This window comes from Bacillus sp. BC05(2025) (assembly GCF_056725905.1).
This window is the reverse complement of record NZ_JBWYRA010000012.1, coordinates 13,495-29,977: the sequence shown is the minus strand read 5'-3', so window position 1 is coordinate 29,977 and position 16,483 is coordinate 13,495. Positions and strand designations below refer to the sequence as shown.

19 protein-coding genes and 1 other annotated feature are annotated in these 16,483 nt (G+C 37.1%); all 19 genes read left to right on the top strand.

The window, feature by feature from the left end; genetic code table 11:
* Nucleotides 1-56: 56 nt before the first annotated feature.
* The 19 genes from ACZ76X_RS25295 to ACZ76X_RS25205 all read left to right on the top strand — a co-directional run bounded on the left by ACZ76X_RS25295 (nucleotide 57) and on the right by ACZ76X_RS25205 (nucleotide 16,414).
* Nucleotides 57-1,358, top strand: coding sequence for a bifunctional folylpolyglutamate synthase/dihydrofolate synthase (locus ACZ76X_RS25295; protein WP_479852050.1), 1,302 nt, complete (start codon nucleotides 57-59; stop codon nucleotides 1,356-1,358).
* Nucleotides 1,359-1,522: 164 nt separating this feature from the next.
* The gene (locus tag ACZ76X_RS25290) at nucleotides 1,523-2,485 is read left to right on the top strand and encodes a stage II sporulation protein B (RefSeq protein ID WP_479852049.1); all 963 of its coding nucleotides are present in this window, start codon (nucleotides 1,523-1,525) and stop codon (nucleotides 2,483-2,485) included.
* Between the two features lie 221 nt (nucleotides 2,486-2,706).
* Nucleotides 2,707-3,282, top strand: coding sequence for a Maf family protein (locus tag ACZ76X_RS25285; RefSeq protein ID WP_479852048.1), 576 nt, complete (start codon nucleotides 2,707-2,709; stop codon nucleotides 3,280-3,282).
* A 47-nt stretch (nucleotides 3,283-3,329) separates the two neighbouring features.
* Nucleotides 3,330-4,007, top strand: a complete 678-nt coding sequence (radC, locus tag ACZ76X_RS25280) for a DNA repair protein RadC (RefSeq protein ID WP_087957065.1) — start codon at nucleotides 3,330-3,332, stop codon at nucleotides 4,005-4,007.
* A 157-nt stretch (nucleotides 4,008-4,164) separates the two neighbouring features.
* On the top strand, nucleotides 4,165-5,184 hold the full coding sequence (gene mreB, locus ACZ76X_RS25275) for a cell shape-determining protein MreB (protein ID WP_000466737.1): 1,020 nt from the start codon (nucleotides 4,165-4,167) through the stop codon (nucleotides 5,182-5,184).
* Nucleotides 5,185-5,225: 41 nt separating this feature from the next.
* The gene (gene mreC / locus ACZ76X_RS25270) at nucleotides 5,226-6,077 is read left to right on the top strand and encodes a rod shape-determining protein MreC (RefSeq protein WP_479852047.1); all 852 of its coding nucleotides are present in this window, start codon (nucleotides 5,226-5,228) and stop codon (nucleotides 6,075-6,077) included.
* Between the two features lie 14 nt (nucleotides 6,078-6,091).
* Nucleotides 6,092-6,637, top strand: coding sequence for a rod shape-determining protein MreD (mreD, locus tag ACZ76X_RS25265; protein WP_098669488.1), 546 nt, complete (start codon nucleotides 6,092-6,094; stop codon nucleotides 6,635-6,637).
* 35 nt (nucleotides 6,638-6,672) lie between these two features.
* On the top strand, nucleotides 6,673-7,359 hold the full coding sequence (minC, locus tag ACZ76X_RS25260; protein ID WP_098669489.1) for a septum site-determining protein MinC: 687 nt from the start codon (nucleotides 6,673-6,675) through the stop codon (nucleotides 7,357-7,359).
* A 2-nt stretch (nucleotides 7,360-7,361) separates the two neighbouring features.
* On the top strand, nucleotides 7,362-8,159 hold the full coding sequence (minD, locus tag ACZ76X_RS25255) for a septum site-determining protein MinD (RefSeq protein WP_342715856.1): 798 nt from the start codon (nucleotides 7,362-7,364) through the stop codon (nucleotides 8,157-8,159).
* A gap of 133 nt (nucleotides 8,160-8,292) precedes the next feature.
* Nucleotides 8,293-9,039, top strand: a complete 747-nt coding sequence (gene spoIVFA, locus ACZ76X_RS25250) for a stage IV sporulation protein SpoIVFA (RefSeq protein WP_479852046.1) — start codon at nucleotides 8,293-8,295, stop codon at nucleotides 9,037-9,039.
* Nucleotides 9,032-9,892: a stage IV sporulation intramembrane metalloprotease SpoIVFB gene (gene spoIVFB, locus ACZ76X_RS25245; RefSeq protein ID WP_098669491.1), complete on the top strand. Its 861-nt coding sequence runs from the start codon at nucleotides 9,032-9,034 to the stop codon at nucleotides 9,890-9,892. Before spoIVFA ends, spoIVFB begins: the two co-directional genes overlap by 8 nt.
* Nucleotides 9,893-9,959: 67 nt before the next feature.
* Nucleotides 9,960-11,348 carry an Rne/Rng family ribonuclease gene (locus tag ACZ76X_RS25240; protein WP_479852045.1) on the top strand — a complete coding sequence of 463 codons (1,389 nt, stop codon included), beginning with the start codon at nucleotides 9,960-9,962 and terminating at the stop codon, nucleotides 11,346-11,348.
* Nucleotides 11,349-11,425: 77 nt separating this feature from the next.
* Nucleotides 11,426-11,503, top strand: a sequence feature (ribosomal protein L21 leader region).
* Nucleotides 11,504-11,517: 14 nt separating this feature from the next.
* On the top strand, nucleotides 11,518-11,826 hold the full coding sequence (gene rplU, locus ACZ76X_RS25235; protein ID WP_000270908.1) for a 50S ribosomal protein L21: 309 nt from the start codon (nucleotides 11,518-11,520) through the stop codon (nucleotides 11,824-11,826).
* A gap of 11 nt (nucleotides 11,827-11,837) precedes the next feature.
* Nucleotides 11,838-12,182 (top strand): ribosomal-processing cysteine protease Prp, encoded by a 345-nt coding sequence (locus ACZ76X_RS25230; RefSeq protein WP_098669493.1) that lies wholly within the window; start codon nucleotides 11,838-11,840, stop codon nucleotides 12,180-12,182.
* A 3-nt stretch (nucleotides 12,183-12,185) separates the two neighbouring features.
* On the top strand, nucleotides 12,186-12,476 hold the full coding sequence (gene rpmA / locus ACZ76X_RS25225) for a 50S ribosomal protein L27 (RefSeq protein ID WP_000944957.1): 291 nt from the start codon (nucleotides 12,186-12,188) through the stop codon (nucleotides 12,474-12,476).
* A gap of 63 nt (nucleotides 12,477-12,539) precedes the next feature.
* Entirely contained in the window at nucleotides 12,540-13,088 is a 549-nt protein-coding gene (locus ACZ76X_RS25220) for a sporulation initiation phosphotransferase B (protein WP_088312891.1), read from the top strand.
* Entirely contained in the window at nucleotides 13,088-14,374 is a 1,287-nt protein-coding gene (gene obgE, locus ACZ76X_RS25215) for a GTPase ObgE (protein ID WP_342715848.1), read from the top strand. Before ACZ76X_RS25220 ends, obgE begins: the two co-directional genes overlap by 1 nt.
* A 260-nt stretch (nucleotides 14,375-14,634) precedes the next feature.
* Nucleotides 14,635-15,342, top strand: coding sequence for a winged helix-turn-helix domain-containing protein (locus tag ACZ76X_RS25210; RefSeq protein WP_479852044.1), 708 nt, complete (start codon nucleotides 14,635-14,637; stop codon nucleotides 15,340-15,342).
* Nucleotides 15,332-16,414 carry a HAMP domain-containing histidine kinase gene (locus ACZ76X_RS25205; RefSeq protein WP_479852043.1) on the top strand — a complete coding sequence of 361 codons (1,083 nt, stop codon included), beginning with the start codon at nucleotides 15,332-15,334 and terminating at the stop codon, nucleotides 16,412-16,414. The genes ACZ76X_RS25210 and ACZ76X_RS25205 overlap by 11 nt, the downstream gene beginning before the upstream one ends.
* The last annotated feature ends 69 nt before the right edge of the window (nucleotides 16,415-16,483 follow it).

The window sequence follows — 16,483 nt, the reverse complement described above, 5'->3', positions numbered from 1 at the left end:
TTTTCTTTGCGTATAATAGGGGTATGAAGGTTGTCTTTTGAAAGGGGAAAGCATACGTGATACATACATACGAAGAAGCGATAGGGTGGATTCATAGTCGATTGAAGTTTGGTATTAAACCAGGATTAGAAAGAATGAGATGGATGCTAGAAGAACTAGGAAATCCAGAACGTCACATAAAATGTGTTCATCTTGCTGGTACAAATGGAAAAGGTTCAACGTTAACATATATGCGCTATATGTTAGAAGACGCAAAATATAAGGTAGGGACATTTACCTCCCCTTATATTGAGACATTTAACGAACGCATTAGTGTGAACGGCACACCAATTGCAGATGAAGAGATTACTGAACTTGTAAAGATGGTAAAGCCAGTCGTTGAAAAGCTAGATGAGACAGATTTAGGGGAAGCGACCGAGTTTGAAATTATTACTGTTATGGCAATTTGTTATTTCGGTAAAGTTAATTTCTGTGATGTTGTTTTATTTGAAACAGGGCTTGGAGGGCGCTTTGATTCTACGAATGTGATTCATCCTGTTCTCACGATTATTACAAATATAGGCCATGATCATATGCATATTTTAGGTAATACACTAGGAGAAATTGCATATGAAAAGGCGGGAATTATTAAGTCTGGTGTTCCGGTTATTACTGGTGTGCAAGATGAGGAAGCGTTGCAAGTCATTCAAAAGGTTGCAAAGGAAAATCATGCAAACTTATATGAGATGGGCAATCATTTTACAGTGTTACATAAACAGTCTAGTGAAGATGGAGAACAATTTGATTTCATTTGTCCTTTCGCCTCTTTTGAAGATGTGCGAATCACAATGAAAGGCAGCCATCAAGTAGGGAACGCAGCACTTGCACTTATGGCAGTCATGTATGTAAAAACATATTTATCATTTTTAATTGAGGAAGAAGAAATAAGAACGGGATTACAGGAAGCGTATTGGGTTGGGCGCTTTGAAAAATTGCAAAGTAATCCAGATATTATTATAGATGGTGCTCATAACCCAGAAGGTATTGAAAGCCTTGTAAAAACGGTAGAATCACATTACAAAGATAAAAATGTAATAGTTTTATTTACTGCTCTTGGTGATAAACAATTGCATAATATGGTAGGTCAATTAGAAACCATCGCCGATGAAATTGTTTTTACAACATTCGCCTTTGATCGTGCGATTTCAGCAGGCGAGCTTGCGTCGTATTCAAAGAAAGAATCAAAGTTAGTTTTTGAAAATTGGAAAGAAGCAATTGATAAGAAGATTGAAATGATTGGAGAAAATGATGTTTTTATTATAACAGGTTCTCTTTACTTCATTTCGGAAGTTCGAAAATATATTCGCGAGAAAAACTAGATAGTCTTTGCTATCTAGTTTTTTGTTCTACAAATGAAGTCAAATGCATACATATAAGATAAATATATAGGGTTATTTGGCGAATTCCTCTGACAAATATCTCGTTTTTTTGTGAAATGAATATGGTATGATGCGGACAATGATAAGAGGTGAGGTGTGAGTGTATGGACAAGCAATCACGAACGATCTCAGTGAAAGTGAATGGAACAGAAGCGAAGTATGAGGAGAAGAAGAAAGATGAATTTGACTGGATGGTAGTAGAGAGTGAAAGACCGAAAAACGTTGTTCCATTTCAAAAAGCGAAAGTAATGTCTACGGAAAAAAAACGAAAGCAGTGGAGCAATACGTTAATTGCAATCGTTGCAACTGCGATTATTATTGGTACGGCGTTTGGGATGGGGATGCTACAGTTACTGAAAGGACAAGGTGCGACAGGGGGAAACGAAGTAACAGCTTCAAAGCAGGTGCAAAATGAAGAATCAAAGGCGGGTGGAACGGCAGAACAAACACCAGCACCAAAAGAGGAAAAACAAAAAGCGCAGACAGGAACGTCATTAAATCCAATGAAATTATTTTTTGTTCAAGGAGGGGTTTATTCTTCTGAAGAAAAGGGACAGGCCGCTCTTGAAGAGTGGAAAGGTAATGGAGGCGTTGCAGCTTTAAAACCGAGCGGTGATAAGTATGCATTAGTTGTTGGTATTGCTAGCGATGAACAAGGCGTAAACCAATTAGTGACGCAGTATAAAAATGATAATGTTTCCGTATTGAAAAAGGATTGGGATATAACAGATAAAGCGTTACTGAAAGATAATAAAGAAGTTGGGTCGTTTTTAACAAAAGTACAGCCATTATATACTCATTTAGCAAAATATGCTTCTAGCATACAAGGTAGTGGGAAAAGTGATGCGAAAGATATAGGTGCGATTGAAAAAGAGTGGAAAGCGATTGAAAAAGAAGGGAAAAGTATGAAGCAAGAAGAAGCAAAGAAATTGTATATGTATACGTCGGTAGCTGTGCAAACAGTGAAGGATGGAAAAGGTGATAAGGAATCTTTGGCGAAATTAAATCAAGTTATTATTGACGGTATGCTTTCATATGAAAAAATTGTTTCACAAAAGGCGAAATGATAGGATAATGAAATGACGAGGGAAGAAGTATAGGTACTTCTTTCTTTTCTTTTGAATTTAGAGCAAAGTGCTTTCTCTATGGCAGGAATATAATCGTATGCTAGTAAAGAAATATTATTTTGTTTAGAGAAAATAATATTTCTTTCATTTGTGGACAAACTATTCCTTTGATACGATTGATGTAAATGATTCTGCTTCATGTGAGAAAGGAAGGAGAAAATATGAGAAAAATTATTTTAGCTTCAGGATCACCTCGCAGGAAGGAATTACTTGAGTTAGCGGGTGTACCATTTGAAATCATTGTAAGTGAAGTAGAAGAAACGATTGGTGCGTATTCCTCACCTTCTGATATTGTTATGTCCCTTGCTCTGCAAAAAGCATCTGCAGTAGCAGAAAATAACGGTGATTATATTGTGTTAGGTGCAGACACAATTGTTACATATGAATCGCGTATTCTTGGAAAGCCCTCTAATGAGGCGGAAGCGAAAGAAATGTTGCAATTATTATCAGGGAAAACACATGAAGTGTATACGGGTGTTGCAATTATAGCAAAAGACAAAACGGTCACTTTTTACGAGCGTACAGAAGTTACGTTTTGGGAATTAACAGAAGAAGAAATTGACGCATACGTTGCATCAAAAGAGCCTTTAGATAAAGCTGGAAGTTATGGCATTCAAGGTAAAGGGGCTATTTTTGTTCAACATATTCAAGGGGACTACTATAGTGTAGTCGGGTTACCAATTGCACGTCTTGTTCGGGAATTAAAACAATTTAATACTGATATAACCCATGCGTAAAATTGCATGGGATTTTCTTTGAGAGAACAAATAAAAGGGGTGGAGAAATGAACGGTATTCGTGATGTTGTTAAAGAAGAACAGCCACGGGAGCGTTTATTGTTAGAAGGAGCTGGAAGTTTATCGAATCGGGAGCTTCTTGCAGTGTTACTCAGAACAGGTTCTAAAGAAGAAACAGTTTTAAAGTTATCAGATAAAATTCTACATCATTTTGATGGTTTACGTATGTTGAAAGATGCAACGTTAGAGGAGCTTGTCAGTATACATGGTGTTGGGGTTGCAAAGGCAACCCAGCTTATAGCTGCGTTTGAACTCGGTAGAAGAATGGTGCGTTTAGAATATCAAAATAGATATAGCATTCGAAGCCCAGAAGATTGCGCGAGATATATGATGGAAGAAATGCGCTTTCTGCAGCAGGAGCATTTTGTATGTTTATATTTGAACACAAAAAATCAAGTTATACATAGGCAAACCATTTTCATTGGAAGCTTAAACACATCAATTGTACATCCAAGGGAAGTGTTTAAAGAAGCGTTCCGCCGTGCAGCAGCCTCTATCATATGTCTTCATAACCATCCCTCAGGAGACCCCACGCCGAGCCGAGAAGATATTGAAGTAACAAAACGCTTAGTAGAATGCGGCCGGATTATCGGAATTGAAGTGCTTGACCATATTATAATAGGCGACCATAAATTCGTGAGTTTAAAGGAAAAAGGTCATATTTAAGACTATGCTTTTTACTTATTTTGTTTTATAATGTGATTTATGAGTTTTTTGTAGAAATTTATCTACAAAAAGGATAAAGATATAAAAAACGTACTGTTTTTATAATATAAAGTAAGAAAAAATGAGTCCGTGAAAACAAGAAAGGAAGATAAATAATATGTTTGGATTTGGTGGCTTTACTCGCGATCTTGGAATAGACTTAGGAACTGCGAACACGCTTGTATATGTAAAAGGAAAAGGTGTAGTTTTACGTGAACCTTCAGTAGTAGCGTTACAAACTGATACGAAACAAATCGTTGCTGTAGGTAGCGATGCAAAACAAATGATTGGTCGTACACCAGGAAACGTTGTGGCACTTCGCCCGATGAAAGACGGTGTAATTGCTGATTACGAAACGACAGCAACAATGATGAAATATTACATTCAACAAGCTCAAAAATCAAATGGATTCTTCTCACGTAAGCCTTACGTAATGGTATGTGTACCTTCTGGTATTACAGCTGTAGAAAGACGTGCAGTAATCGATGCGACTCGTCAAGCGGGCGCACGTGATGCTTATCCAATCGAAGAACCATTTGCAGCAGCAATTGGTGCAAACTTACCTGTTTGGGAACCAACTGGTAGCATGGTTGTTGATATTGGTGGCGGTACAACAGAAGTTGCGATTATTTCTTTAGGTGGTATTGTAACAAGTCAATCAGTTCGTGTTGCTGGTGATGATATGGACGATTCAATCATTCAGTACATCAAGAAAAGCTACAACTTAATGATTGGTGAAAGAACAGCTGAAGCATTAAAATTAGAAATCGGTTCTGCAGGCGAGCCAGAAGGTATCGAGCCTATGGAAATTCGCGGTCGTGATTTAGTAAGTGGTTTACCAAAAACAGTACTAATTCAACCAGAAGAAATTGCAGATGCATTAAAAGATACAGTAGATGCAATTGTAGAATCTGTTAAAAATACGTTAGAGAAAACTCCACCTGAATTAGCGGCAGACATTATGGACCGTGGTATCGTATTAACAGGTGGCGGAGCATTACTACGTAACTTAGATAAAGTGATTAGCGAAGAAACAAATATGCCAGTTCTTGTTGCAGAAGACCCATTAGATTGCGTAGCAATTGGAACGGGTAAAGCATTAGACAATATCGATCTTTTCAAAACTGCTGCTCGATAATATTGCAAAATAAAAATCAATGAAATTAAGAGGGTGTGAACGTGCCACAGTTTTTCTTAAACAAAAGATTAATTGTTTTGTTAGTTAGTATTATTCTTCTCGTGGCATTGATTGGAATCTCATTGAAAGAACGGAACAGTTTAACATGGCCAGAGCAGTTTGTGAAAGACACTGTCGGTGTTGTAGAACGTGTATTCCAAAAGCCAGCGAAATACGTAGCTGGATTCTTCGAAAATGTAGAGGATGTAAAGCGCACGTATGAAGAGAATAAAGAATTAAAAGCAAAATTAGATAACTATGCAAAGTTATCAGGTGACGTAAAGCAATTAGAAGATGATAAAAAGAAGTTACAAGAGTTAACGGGTAAAAAAGAGTTGCCTAGTAATTATACTGAAATTCCAGCTACTGTCGTTTCTCGTAATCCAGATAAATGGTACGATTTAGTTGGAATTGATAAAGGGGCACAGCAAGGAATTAAAAAAGATATGGCTGTAGTAACTTCACAAGGTCTAGTTGGACGAGTGAAAAGTGTATCTCAGTTTACATCATCAGTAGAGTTGCTAAGCTCTATGAGCCGAACAAATCGTGTTTCTGCTATCGTACAAGGAAATGAGAAAATCTTTGGATTGATTGAAGGTTACGACAAAGAAAAACACTTACTTCTTTTCACAAAGATTGGCTCTGATGCAGAAGTAAAGGCCGATCAACTAGTTGTAACATCCGGACTTGGTGATATTTTCCCGAAAGGTCTTGTAATTGGAAAAATCGTTGATGTTCAGCCGGATCCATACGGTTTAACACAAACAGCTTATGTAAAACCTGCCGCTGATTTGAATGACGTAGAGCATGTTATGGTTGCGAAACGTGCAATGCCTTCAGCGCCATTAGAATAGGAGGGGGAGAAGAGATGATGAAGATTTTAAAAAGAGCAGCTCTTCCTCTTTTGCTCCTTTTTGTTTTTCTATTTGAAAATATGTTTGCTACTATTGTTCCAACAGCAGTTTTTTGGAAAAACAGTATAGCAGCACCTCATTTCTTTATCATTGTATTATGTTTTGTTACTGTGTACTATAGTCCGGTCCAAGGGATTTACTACGGACTATTATTTGGGTTCTTATTTGATACCGTATACACAGAACTTGTCGGTATATATATTTTTGCGTATCCGATTTTAGCTTATTTAGTTTATAGTGTGATGAAGATATTACAATTGAATTTATTTATTGTTGCTTCTATCGTACTAGCTAGCATAGTAGCATTAGAGTATTATGTGTATGGATTTTTAACTTTGTTAGGACGTACTCATATGTCGGCGTATGTCTTTTTCACAGATCGTCTCCTGTCTACTTTATTGCTAAATGCAATTTTCTTATTGATAGTTTGTTTCCCACTGAGACGATATTTAGTGCGTCTTTCAAAAGCGATGGAAGAAAAAGAAAAAAGGATTTTCTAATTTTATGTCGAATTGAATCGGTGGGGTGAACTTTAGTGGAAGAAAAAAAGCAACAAAATGTAATAATAAAGGGGACAAAAGACGGAATAACACTTCATTTAGATGATTGTTGTTCATTCTCTGAGTTACTGAAAGAGCTGGATGAAAAGCTTTCTACACATTACTATGATGGTGATGGGCGCTCTTTAATTGAAGTGCATGTGAAAGTGGGAAATCGTTATTTAACAGAAGTCCAACAAGAAGAGATTCGTACGTTAATTCGTAATAAAAAGAATCTTGTTGTGGATTCAATTGAAAGTGATGTTATAACTAAAGCGGAAGCAATAGCTTGGAAAGAAGAAACAGAAATTGTCCCTATTTCCAAAATTGTTCGCTCTGGACAAGTTTTACATGTAAAAGGAAATTTATTGTTAATTGGAGATGTTAATCCAGGCGGAACGGTTATCGCTGGGGGGAATATTTTTGTCGTAGGATCATTAAGAGGAATTGCACATGCTGGGTATTATGGGGATTCGGATGCTGTAATCGCTGCATCTGTTATGAACCCGATGCAACTTCGAATTAGTGATGTGGCAATGCGGGCTCCGGAAGAGAAAGAAGACGGAGCGGAGGCGGCAGAATGTGCGTATATTAATGAGAACAATCACATTGTTGTCGATCGACTGCAACTTCTCACTCATCTTAGACCTAATTTAACAAAGTTAGAAAGGGGAATTGTATAGCTGTGGGAGAGGCAATAGTAATTACATCTGGAAAAGGCGGTGTAGGTAAAACTACAACGTCTGCGAACATTGGTACAGCCCTAGCGTTATCTGGAAAGAAAGTGTGCTTAATTGACACAGATATCGGTCTTCGCAACTTAGACGTAGTAATGGGGCTGGAAAATCGTATTGTATTTGATCTTGTTGATGTCGTTGAAGGGCGTTGTCGTTTACCTCAGGCTCTTATTAAAGATAAACGTTTTGATGATCTTTATTTATTACCTGCAGCACAAACGAGTGATAAATCAGCGGTAACACCTGAACAAATGGATGAATTAATACAAGTATTACGTCAAGATTATGATTACATATTAATTGATTGTCCTGCAGGGATTGAGCAGGGATTTAAAAATGCGGTAGCTGGTGCGGATAAAGCAATTGTTGTTACGACGCCAGAAGTATCCTCAATGCGCGATGCGGATCGTATTATCGGGCTTTTAGAAAAAGAGGATATTGAACCACCGAAACTTGTTATTAATCGTGTGCGTAGTCATATGCTTCATGAACAGGATATGTTAGATGTTGATGAAATCGTACGTACATTGTCAATCGAGCTTCTTGGTGTTGTCGAAGATGATGATGAAGTTATTCGTGCTACAAATACAGGTGAACCTGTAGCGTTGCAACCGACCGGAAAAGCAGCGTTAGCTTATCGTAATATTGCAAGACGTTTGTTGGGCGAGAATGTCCCATTACAAGCATTTGAACAAGAAAAGGTATCGGTATTTACAAAGGTGAAAAACTTCTTTGGAATCCGTTAAAAGCACTTCGCATATTTGCGGAGTGCTTTCTTTTTTCTTCACACGAATATCTTCCTTTCCTAGCTCATACATATGTACAAACTGTATACAACTGTTTCTATTTAAATTAGCTTAATGAAGGAAAGGAGACAGTATGAAGAATAGACGTGTAGAAGAAATTAAAAAACGGATTGCGAAAAGGAAGGCAGAGCAAGAAAGGATGGAGGAAGAGCAGTATTTCGCTGGAGGGAATTTTGATAATGAAACAGTATTTATTGAGGATGGAGAAAAGGAAATTCATCCTTTATTTCGAAAAGAAGTGTTTTTCTTCAAAGTTTTATTATCAGCAATATTAGTTCTTTCTATCGCTATTTTATATAAGAATGCACCCTCTTCTTTTGACGGTGCTAAAGCTGTTACAGAAAAAGTGATGAAAGAAGAGTTTCAGTTTGCTACTGTAGCGAAATGGTACGAAAAGCAGTTTGGAAAACCTCTCGTATTTTATTCGCCAAATGAGAAAAAAGAAGGGCCGATTCAGCAAAAAGATTATGCGATTCCTGCTTCCGGAAAGGTAATGCAAGGGTTTCAAAAAAATGGCCAAGGTGTATTTGTCCAAACAGCTACAAATGCAACTGTTGAGTCAGTAAATGAAGGGCTAGTTGTTTTTGCAGGCAAGAAAGAGGAACTTGGTAATACAGTTCAAATTCAACATGCAGACGGCACGGAGTCATGGTATGCAAACTTAAATGATATGTCAGTGAAATTATATGATTACGTTTCAAAGAAACAAAAAATTGGAACGGTAAATAATGATACAAATAATAAAAATGGTAAGTTTTATTTTGCGATAAAAAAGAATGAAAAATTTATTGATCCGATTCAGGTGATTTCGTTTGATTAAATATAGAGATGTTTTAACGAAAATTTCAGTGCATCCGTTGTTTTGGGTTATTATTGTCATTGGTATTTTTACGGCTCGTTTTAAAGAGTTGCTACTGTTATTTTGTATCGTTCTTATCCATGAACTTGGGCATGCTTTTGCAGCGGCACATTATAATTGGCGTATTAAAAAGATTGAACTTTTACCGTTTGGTGGTGTAGCTGAGCTCGAGGAACATGGAAATAAATCATTGAAAGAAGAACTTGTCGTCGTAATTGCAGGACCTATTCAACACATTTGGATGATGGTAGTAGGCTATATGTTGTTTGAAGCTGGTTGGCTTCATGCGGATTTATATTATTTCTTTATGTGGAATAATATAATTATTTTAGCGTTTAATTTACTGCCTATTTGGCCGCTTGATGGTGGGAAAGTATTGTTTAACGTATTATCATATCGTTTTCCTTATTTACAGGCACATGAAAAGATGATGAAATTATCATGTGTTTTTTTTAGTGTAATACTGGTGTGGCAGTTACTTTGGAATAGTAACAATATTATGATGTGGGTGTTACTCATATTTTTAGCGGTGTCGTTATATCAAGAGTGGAAACAAAGACGGTATGCCTTTATGCGTTTTTTATTAGAACGTTATTATGGGAACAAAAGAGGAATTGAAAAGATCGCACCTATTGAAGTGCAATCAGAAGATCATTTATATAAGATATTCACAAAATTTCGTAGAGGGTATAAGCACTCTATAATCGTCCGTGGAAAATATAAAGAACATTACACATTGGATGAAAATGAACTGCTCTATGCGTATTTTACTGAAAAACGAACAACTTCATCTGTCGAAGAATTAATCGGTTAGTGTTGACGATAGCACTAACCTTTTATTATTGTAAAAGCAAAGATGATTATAAAGTGAGGAAAGAATTTTGAAAACGTTATATATGAACTACGCTGGATCGGAAAAACGCGTTGCAATTGAAGAGAAGAAAAAAATTGTTGAGTTTTTATGGAAGCGAAATGAAGAACAAGAGATTGTTGGGCATATTTATGTTGGACGTATTGTAAGAACGATTGCTGGAATGAACGCAGCTTTTGTAAATATTGGTTTAGAAAAACATGCGTATCTTTCATACGATGATGTACCGTCTTCTTATCGTATACATGAAGGGCAAGCGGTACTCGTACAAGTTGTGAAAGAGGCAATTGATACGAAAGGACCGAAATTGACAGCGAATATAGAATTTACCGGGAAATATGTCGTTTATATGCCGTATGATGAAATGCGTGCGGTTTCTCGGAAAATAAAAGATAATAAAAGAAGGCAACAACTACTCCAAATTGAAGTAGAAGGGACAGGTGGATACATATTCCGCTCTGCTTCTGAAAAAGGAGAAATTGAAGAAATACAAGCTGAAATGCAAAAGTTACAACAGTTATATGAAGAGTTAAAAAGAAAAGAGGGGCAAGGAAAGGCACCGTTATTACTTCATCGACCGGCCACCTTTTTAGATCGCGTATTTCAAGAGAATCCAATTGAAACGATTGAAAAAGTAGTTGTAGATACAAGAAGTATAGTAAAAGAATTAGAAGAAAAAATTGGGGAAGAAAAAGTATCTTATTATAATGAAAAATCTTCAATGTTTAGCCATTTTGGAATAGAGCGTGAAATCGAGAAAGCACTTCAAAAGATAGTGTGGCTTCCGAATGGTGCGTATTTAATTGTGGAACAAATGGAGACGATGACTGTAATTGATGTGAATACGGGCAAGTTTACTGGAAAACAGAATTTACAAGATACAGTCCTTCGTACAAATGAATTGGCAGCTGAAGAGATTGCACGTCAATTAAGACTGCGTGATATCGGTGGTATGATATTAATTGATTTCATTAATATGAAAAGAAGAGAAGATAAAGAAAAGATAAGAGAATGTCTCATCGCTGCTATGCAAAATGATCGCACATATACAAGAGTGCTTGGGTTTACAGAGTTAGGGATTTTAGAGATGACACGTAAACGTAAAAAACATTCTTTACGCGACGTACTACTAGAAGAGTGTGTACCGTGCAAAGCGACGGGTTATGTGATGTCATATGAAACAATTGCGTATGAGTTAGAGAGAGAGTTAATTACATATGGCAATATAGAAGATGAGGCTGTATTAATCGCTGCACCTAAAGAACTGCAAAAACAATTTTTGCAAAAAGAATTACAAAAAAATATTCCATTTGAAATTTATTTCAAAGATGATATGATCGAAAAGTACGCTATTATCCGTTTTGGAAGTAAAAAAGAAATTATAGAACGGAAAAAATAGTTAGTAGAAGTTTCATTGACAATAGTCAATGAATTATGGTAACATCTTTATGTTATAGTTTATAGCACCTAAACGGCTATATGCTACAACCGCACAAGACAGGTTCCTTAAAGGCATGTATGTCTACCTCGTTTTTGGCGAGTCTTAGTAATTAAGAGGAGGTGCAAGTATGTACGCAATTATCGAAACAGGTGGAAAACAAATCAAAGTTGAAGCTGGTCAAGAAATCTACATTGAAAAATTAGATGTTGAAGCTGGTGAAACTGTTACTTTTGACAAAGTTCTTTTCGTTGGTGGAGAAAACGTGAAAGTTGGTAGCCCAGTTGTAGAAGGTGCAACAGTTACTGCGAAAGTTGAGAAACACGGTCGCGCTAAGAAAATCATCGTTTTCAAATACAAAGCGAAAAAGAACAATCGTAAGAAACAAGGTCATCGTCAACCTTACACTAAGCTAGTTGTTGAAGCTATCAACGCTTAATTCTGGTTAACATGATTAAAATTACGATAAGTCGCACGAAATTAGGAAGTATCCAATCATTTAAAATGACTGGACATGCCGATTATGCGCCACATGGACAAGACCTTGTCTGTGCTGGAACTACAGCGGTTGTGTTTGGTTCCATAAATGCTGTGGAAGAACTTTGTAATGTGCAGGCAACTATTGAACTCGGAAGTGATGGCGGATTCTTAACGTATGAATTGCCTAATGATTTAGACGTTCATACAATGGAAAAAGCACAGATACTTTTAGAAGGATTGGTTGTTTCGCTTAAGACGATCGAACTTGATTACGGAAAGTATATCCGTTTAATAGAAAAAGTGCAGGAGGTGTAACGTATGTTAAGATTAGATCTTCAGTTTTTCGCATCTAAGAAAGGTGTAGGTAGTACAAAGAACGGTCGTGACTCTCAGTCAAAACGTCTTGGTGCTAAACGCGCAGATGGTCAAACGGTTTCAGGTGGTTCAATTCTTTACCGTCAACGCGGTACAAAAATTTATCCAGGTGTTAACGTTGGTCGTGGTGGCGATGACACTCTATACGCGAAAGTTGACGGCGTAGTACGCTTCGAGCGTCTTGGCCGTGACCGCAAACAAGTGAGCGTATATCCTGTTGCTCAAGAAGCATAAGAACTCACGGAAAACTCTAACCTGAGTGCAGGTTAGAGTTTTTCTATATTAAGGGGTATCTAAATGAATAAAAAATGGACAATTATAGATGCATTGCGCCATTCGAGACATGATTGGCTCAATCGTATGCAGATGGTGAAAGGAAACCTTTCCCTTGGAAAAGTGGAAGAAATTCATAGTCTCATCGATCGTTTTGTCCAAGAAGCGAGACAAGAATCCAATCTGATGGGGCTATCAATGCCTTTATTTTCAGAGTGGATTTTAACATATAATTGGAAACAGCAGCCGTGCTTATTGGAGTACGAAGTATTAGGGAAATTACATAACTTATCTCACTTAGATGAGACTGTATGTACATGGACGAATCAATTTTTCTCAATGCTTCAGCATAGTTTAGACGTATATGTTGAAAATTATGTTTGTATCACAATTGAATGTGACGCGGAGAATGCTCGTTTCTTTTTTGATTTTCGTGGTAAGCTAACGAGTGTAGAAGAACTACAGAATTGGCTTGCGAACCAAAACAATAAATGGTATTCCATTTCTTATACAGTAAGAGACGAAGAAGTCTCAGTTATATTACAACCAATTGAAAAAAGTGTGGTGAAATAATGTTTGTAGATCAGGTCAAGATATATGTAAAAGGCGGCGACGGTGGTAACGGAATGGTTGCGTATCGTCGTGAGAAGTATGTTCCAAAAGGTGGCCCAGCAGGTGGCGACGGTGGTAAAGGTGCAGATGTTGTTTTCGTTGTTGAGGAAGGCTTACGTACATTAATGGACTTCCGCTACCAACGTCATTTCAAAGCTGATCGCGGTCAGCACGGAATGAGTAAAGGGCAACATGGACGTAAATCTGAAGATTTACTTGTAAAGGTTCCTCCAGGAACAGTAGTAAAAGATGAAAAAACTGGTCAAATTCTTGCCGATTTAGTAACGCATGGACAAACTGCTGTAATTGCAAAAGGTGGCCGTGGTGGCCGTGGTAACTCACGTTTCGCAACAGCTACGAATCCAGCGCCAGAAATCGCTGAGAACGGGGAACCAGGTCAAGAGCGTGATGTCATTCTAGAACTTAAAGTACTAGCAGACGTTGGACTTGTTGGATTCCCAAGTGTAGGTAAATCTACATTATTATCTGTCGTATCATCAGCACGTCCGAAAATTGCAGAGTATCACTTCACAACAATCGTTCCAAATCTTGGTGTTGTTGAAACTGGTGATAACCGCAGCTTCGTTATGGCTGACCTTCCTGGACTAATTGAAGGTGCACATGCCGGCGTCGGACTTGGACACCAATTCTTACGTCATATCGAGCGTACACGTGTAATCGTGCATGTTGTTGATATGTCTGGTTTAGAAGGCCGTGATCCATATGAAGATTACGTAACGATTAATAATGAATTAAAAGAATACAATCTTCGCTTAACGGAGCGTCCACAAGTTGTTGTTGCAAACAAAATGGATATGCCAGATGCAGAAGAAAACTTACAAGCATTTAAAGAGAAAGTGGGAGACGAAGTAAAAATCTTCCCAATCTCAGCTGTAACGAAACAAGGGGTTCGTGACTTACTGTTTGAAGTAGCGAACTTAATAGAAACAACACCAGAATTCCCAATACATGAAGTTGCGGATGAGTCTGATACAAGTGTAATGTACAAACTTGAGACTGAAGGTGTTAAATTTGAAATTACACGTGAAAGTGATGGCACGTTTGTTATCTCTGGTTACGATATCGAGAAAACATTCAAGATGACAGACTTCTCACGTGATGAATCTGTACGTCGTTTCGCTCGTCAAATGCGCGGAATGGGTATTGATGAAGCTCTTCGTGCACGTGGTGCGAAAGACGGAGATATTGTAAAAATTCTTGAATATGAATTTGAATTTATCGACTAAGACTGCCGAAATATGGCAGTCTTTTTTTATCCCACTTTAATGGGCAGTAAGACCCCTACCTCAAAATGCAGCGAAAGCAAAGAAGTTAGGTGGGGGTCGGGCTGCCCGTAAAAGCCCGATTGGTGAGGGCTGATTAAAGTTTCACTTTATATCGTAAAAGTCTGATTTATGCAGGAAAAAATCCCCACTACTTAAATTTTCAATTTATAATAAAAAGAGGAGTGGTTTTGAAAGAATTTTTTTATGGGGAGAAAACGAACATGTATAAAATATTAATTGTAGAAGACGATGAAAAAATCGGGGGAATATTAGAAGAGCATTTAGAAAGATATGGCTATCAGTCATTTCGAGCGAGTGATTTACGACATATAAAAGATGAATTTGTAAAAGTAAATCCACATCTCGTGTTACTTGATATTAATTTACCGTATTTTGATGGTTTCTATTGGTGTCGTCAAATCCGCACTGTATCGAATGCACCAATTATTTTCGTTTCTGCAAGAACAGGAGAAATGGATCAAGTAATGGCAATTGAAAATGGTGGAGATGATTACATTACGAAGCCATTCCATTTAGATATTGTAATGGCTAAGGTGAAAAGTGCACTTAGGCGTGGGTATGGTGAGTATGCTTCTGCGGCAGAAAGTGATTGTTTAGGTGTAAATGGACTGTTGTTATTTCCGTCCCAACATGTTGTTGAGTGGCAAGGGCAACAAACAGAACTGACAAAAAATGAATTTTACTTATTAGAATGTTTAATGAAACAAGCAAATCAATATGTAACGCGCGAAGAACTGTTAGAAGCCCTCTGGGATGAGGTAGCTTTTGTCGATGATAATACATTAACCGTAAATGTAAAACGTGTAAGGAAGAAACTAGAGGAGCTAGGCATTAAAAATGCAATTGTAACGAAACGTGGATATGGTTATGCACTTCTTACAGAGTGGGGCGAAGGGCATGAAGGTTAAAAATTACCTCATGGACCGATTTTCTTTACTTCTTTCTTATATTGTTAGCCTCTGTTTATTTGGGCTCGTTTTGCAGTTGCAAAATCTTTTGGACAAAAGATCAATTGACTGGAGTACGTGGTTATATGGACTCTTATTAGGGACAGTCGTATTTACTGTATACCTCATTTACGATTACCGAAAACGAAGTGTGTTTTTAAAGAGGATCGAAAAGTATGTTACTGGCGGAAATACATTACATGACTCTTTACTTATTGATACTTCTTATACGTCAGAGCAAGAGATGGTCGTTGAATCGTTTACGCTATTGAGACAGCAATATATGAATGAAGTTCATAAACAACATGCGAAAGAACAACAGCAAATGATATTTATGAACCAATGGATTCATCAAATGAAAACACCAGTATCGGTTGTAGAATTGCTATTACAGAAGTTTAGTAAGGAGCATCGTGAAGCAAGAGCAATAGTTGAAAGTATTCGTGAAGAAAATAACCGTATACTAAATGGTTTAGATTTAGCGTTACATATGGCAAGGTTAGAGCAGTTTGCGAAAGATTATAAAGTAGAAGTAGTAAATGTGATAGATATCATTCGAGGTATTATTAATGAAAATCGAAAATCTTTTATTCAATCGTCTGTATTTCCGAAAGTAATGTTTGAGGAAGATATTTGTATGGTTGCATCTGATAGAAAATGGCTCAGTATTGCTATAGGTCAAATCGTTGTAAATGCAATTAAGTATACGAAAATTTCAGAAGTAGAGAAAAAGGAAATTCAATTTCAAATTGAAGAGAAAGATCAAAAAGTGTTATTACATATTAAGGACAATGGAATCGGTATTCCAGAGCAAGATGTAAAGCGTATATTTGATCCATTCTTTACGGGGATAAATGGTCGTAAAACGAGAGAAGCAACCGGAATGGGCTTATATATTACGAAGGAAATTTGCGATAATTTACATCACGGTATTTATGTACAATCGGCTGAAGGGGAAGGGACAACATTCACGTTCCAATTTGCAAAAGATGAAGAATATCATACATTAATGAGAAAAATGACAAAACTGTAAGATAACAAAACGTTTTGTAAGGGAAATCGCTCGTTTCTTGTTCTTATTTTTCTTATAGTAAATGTAAGA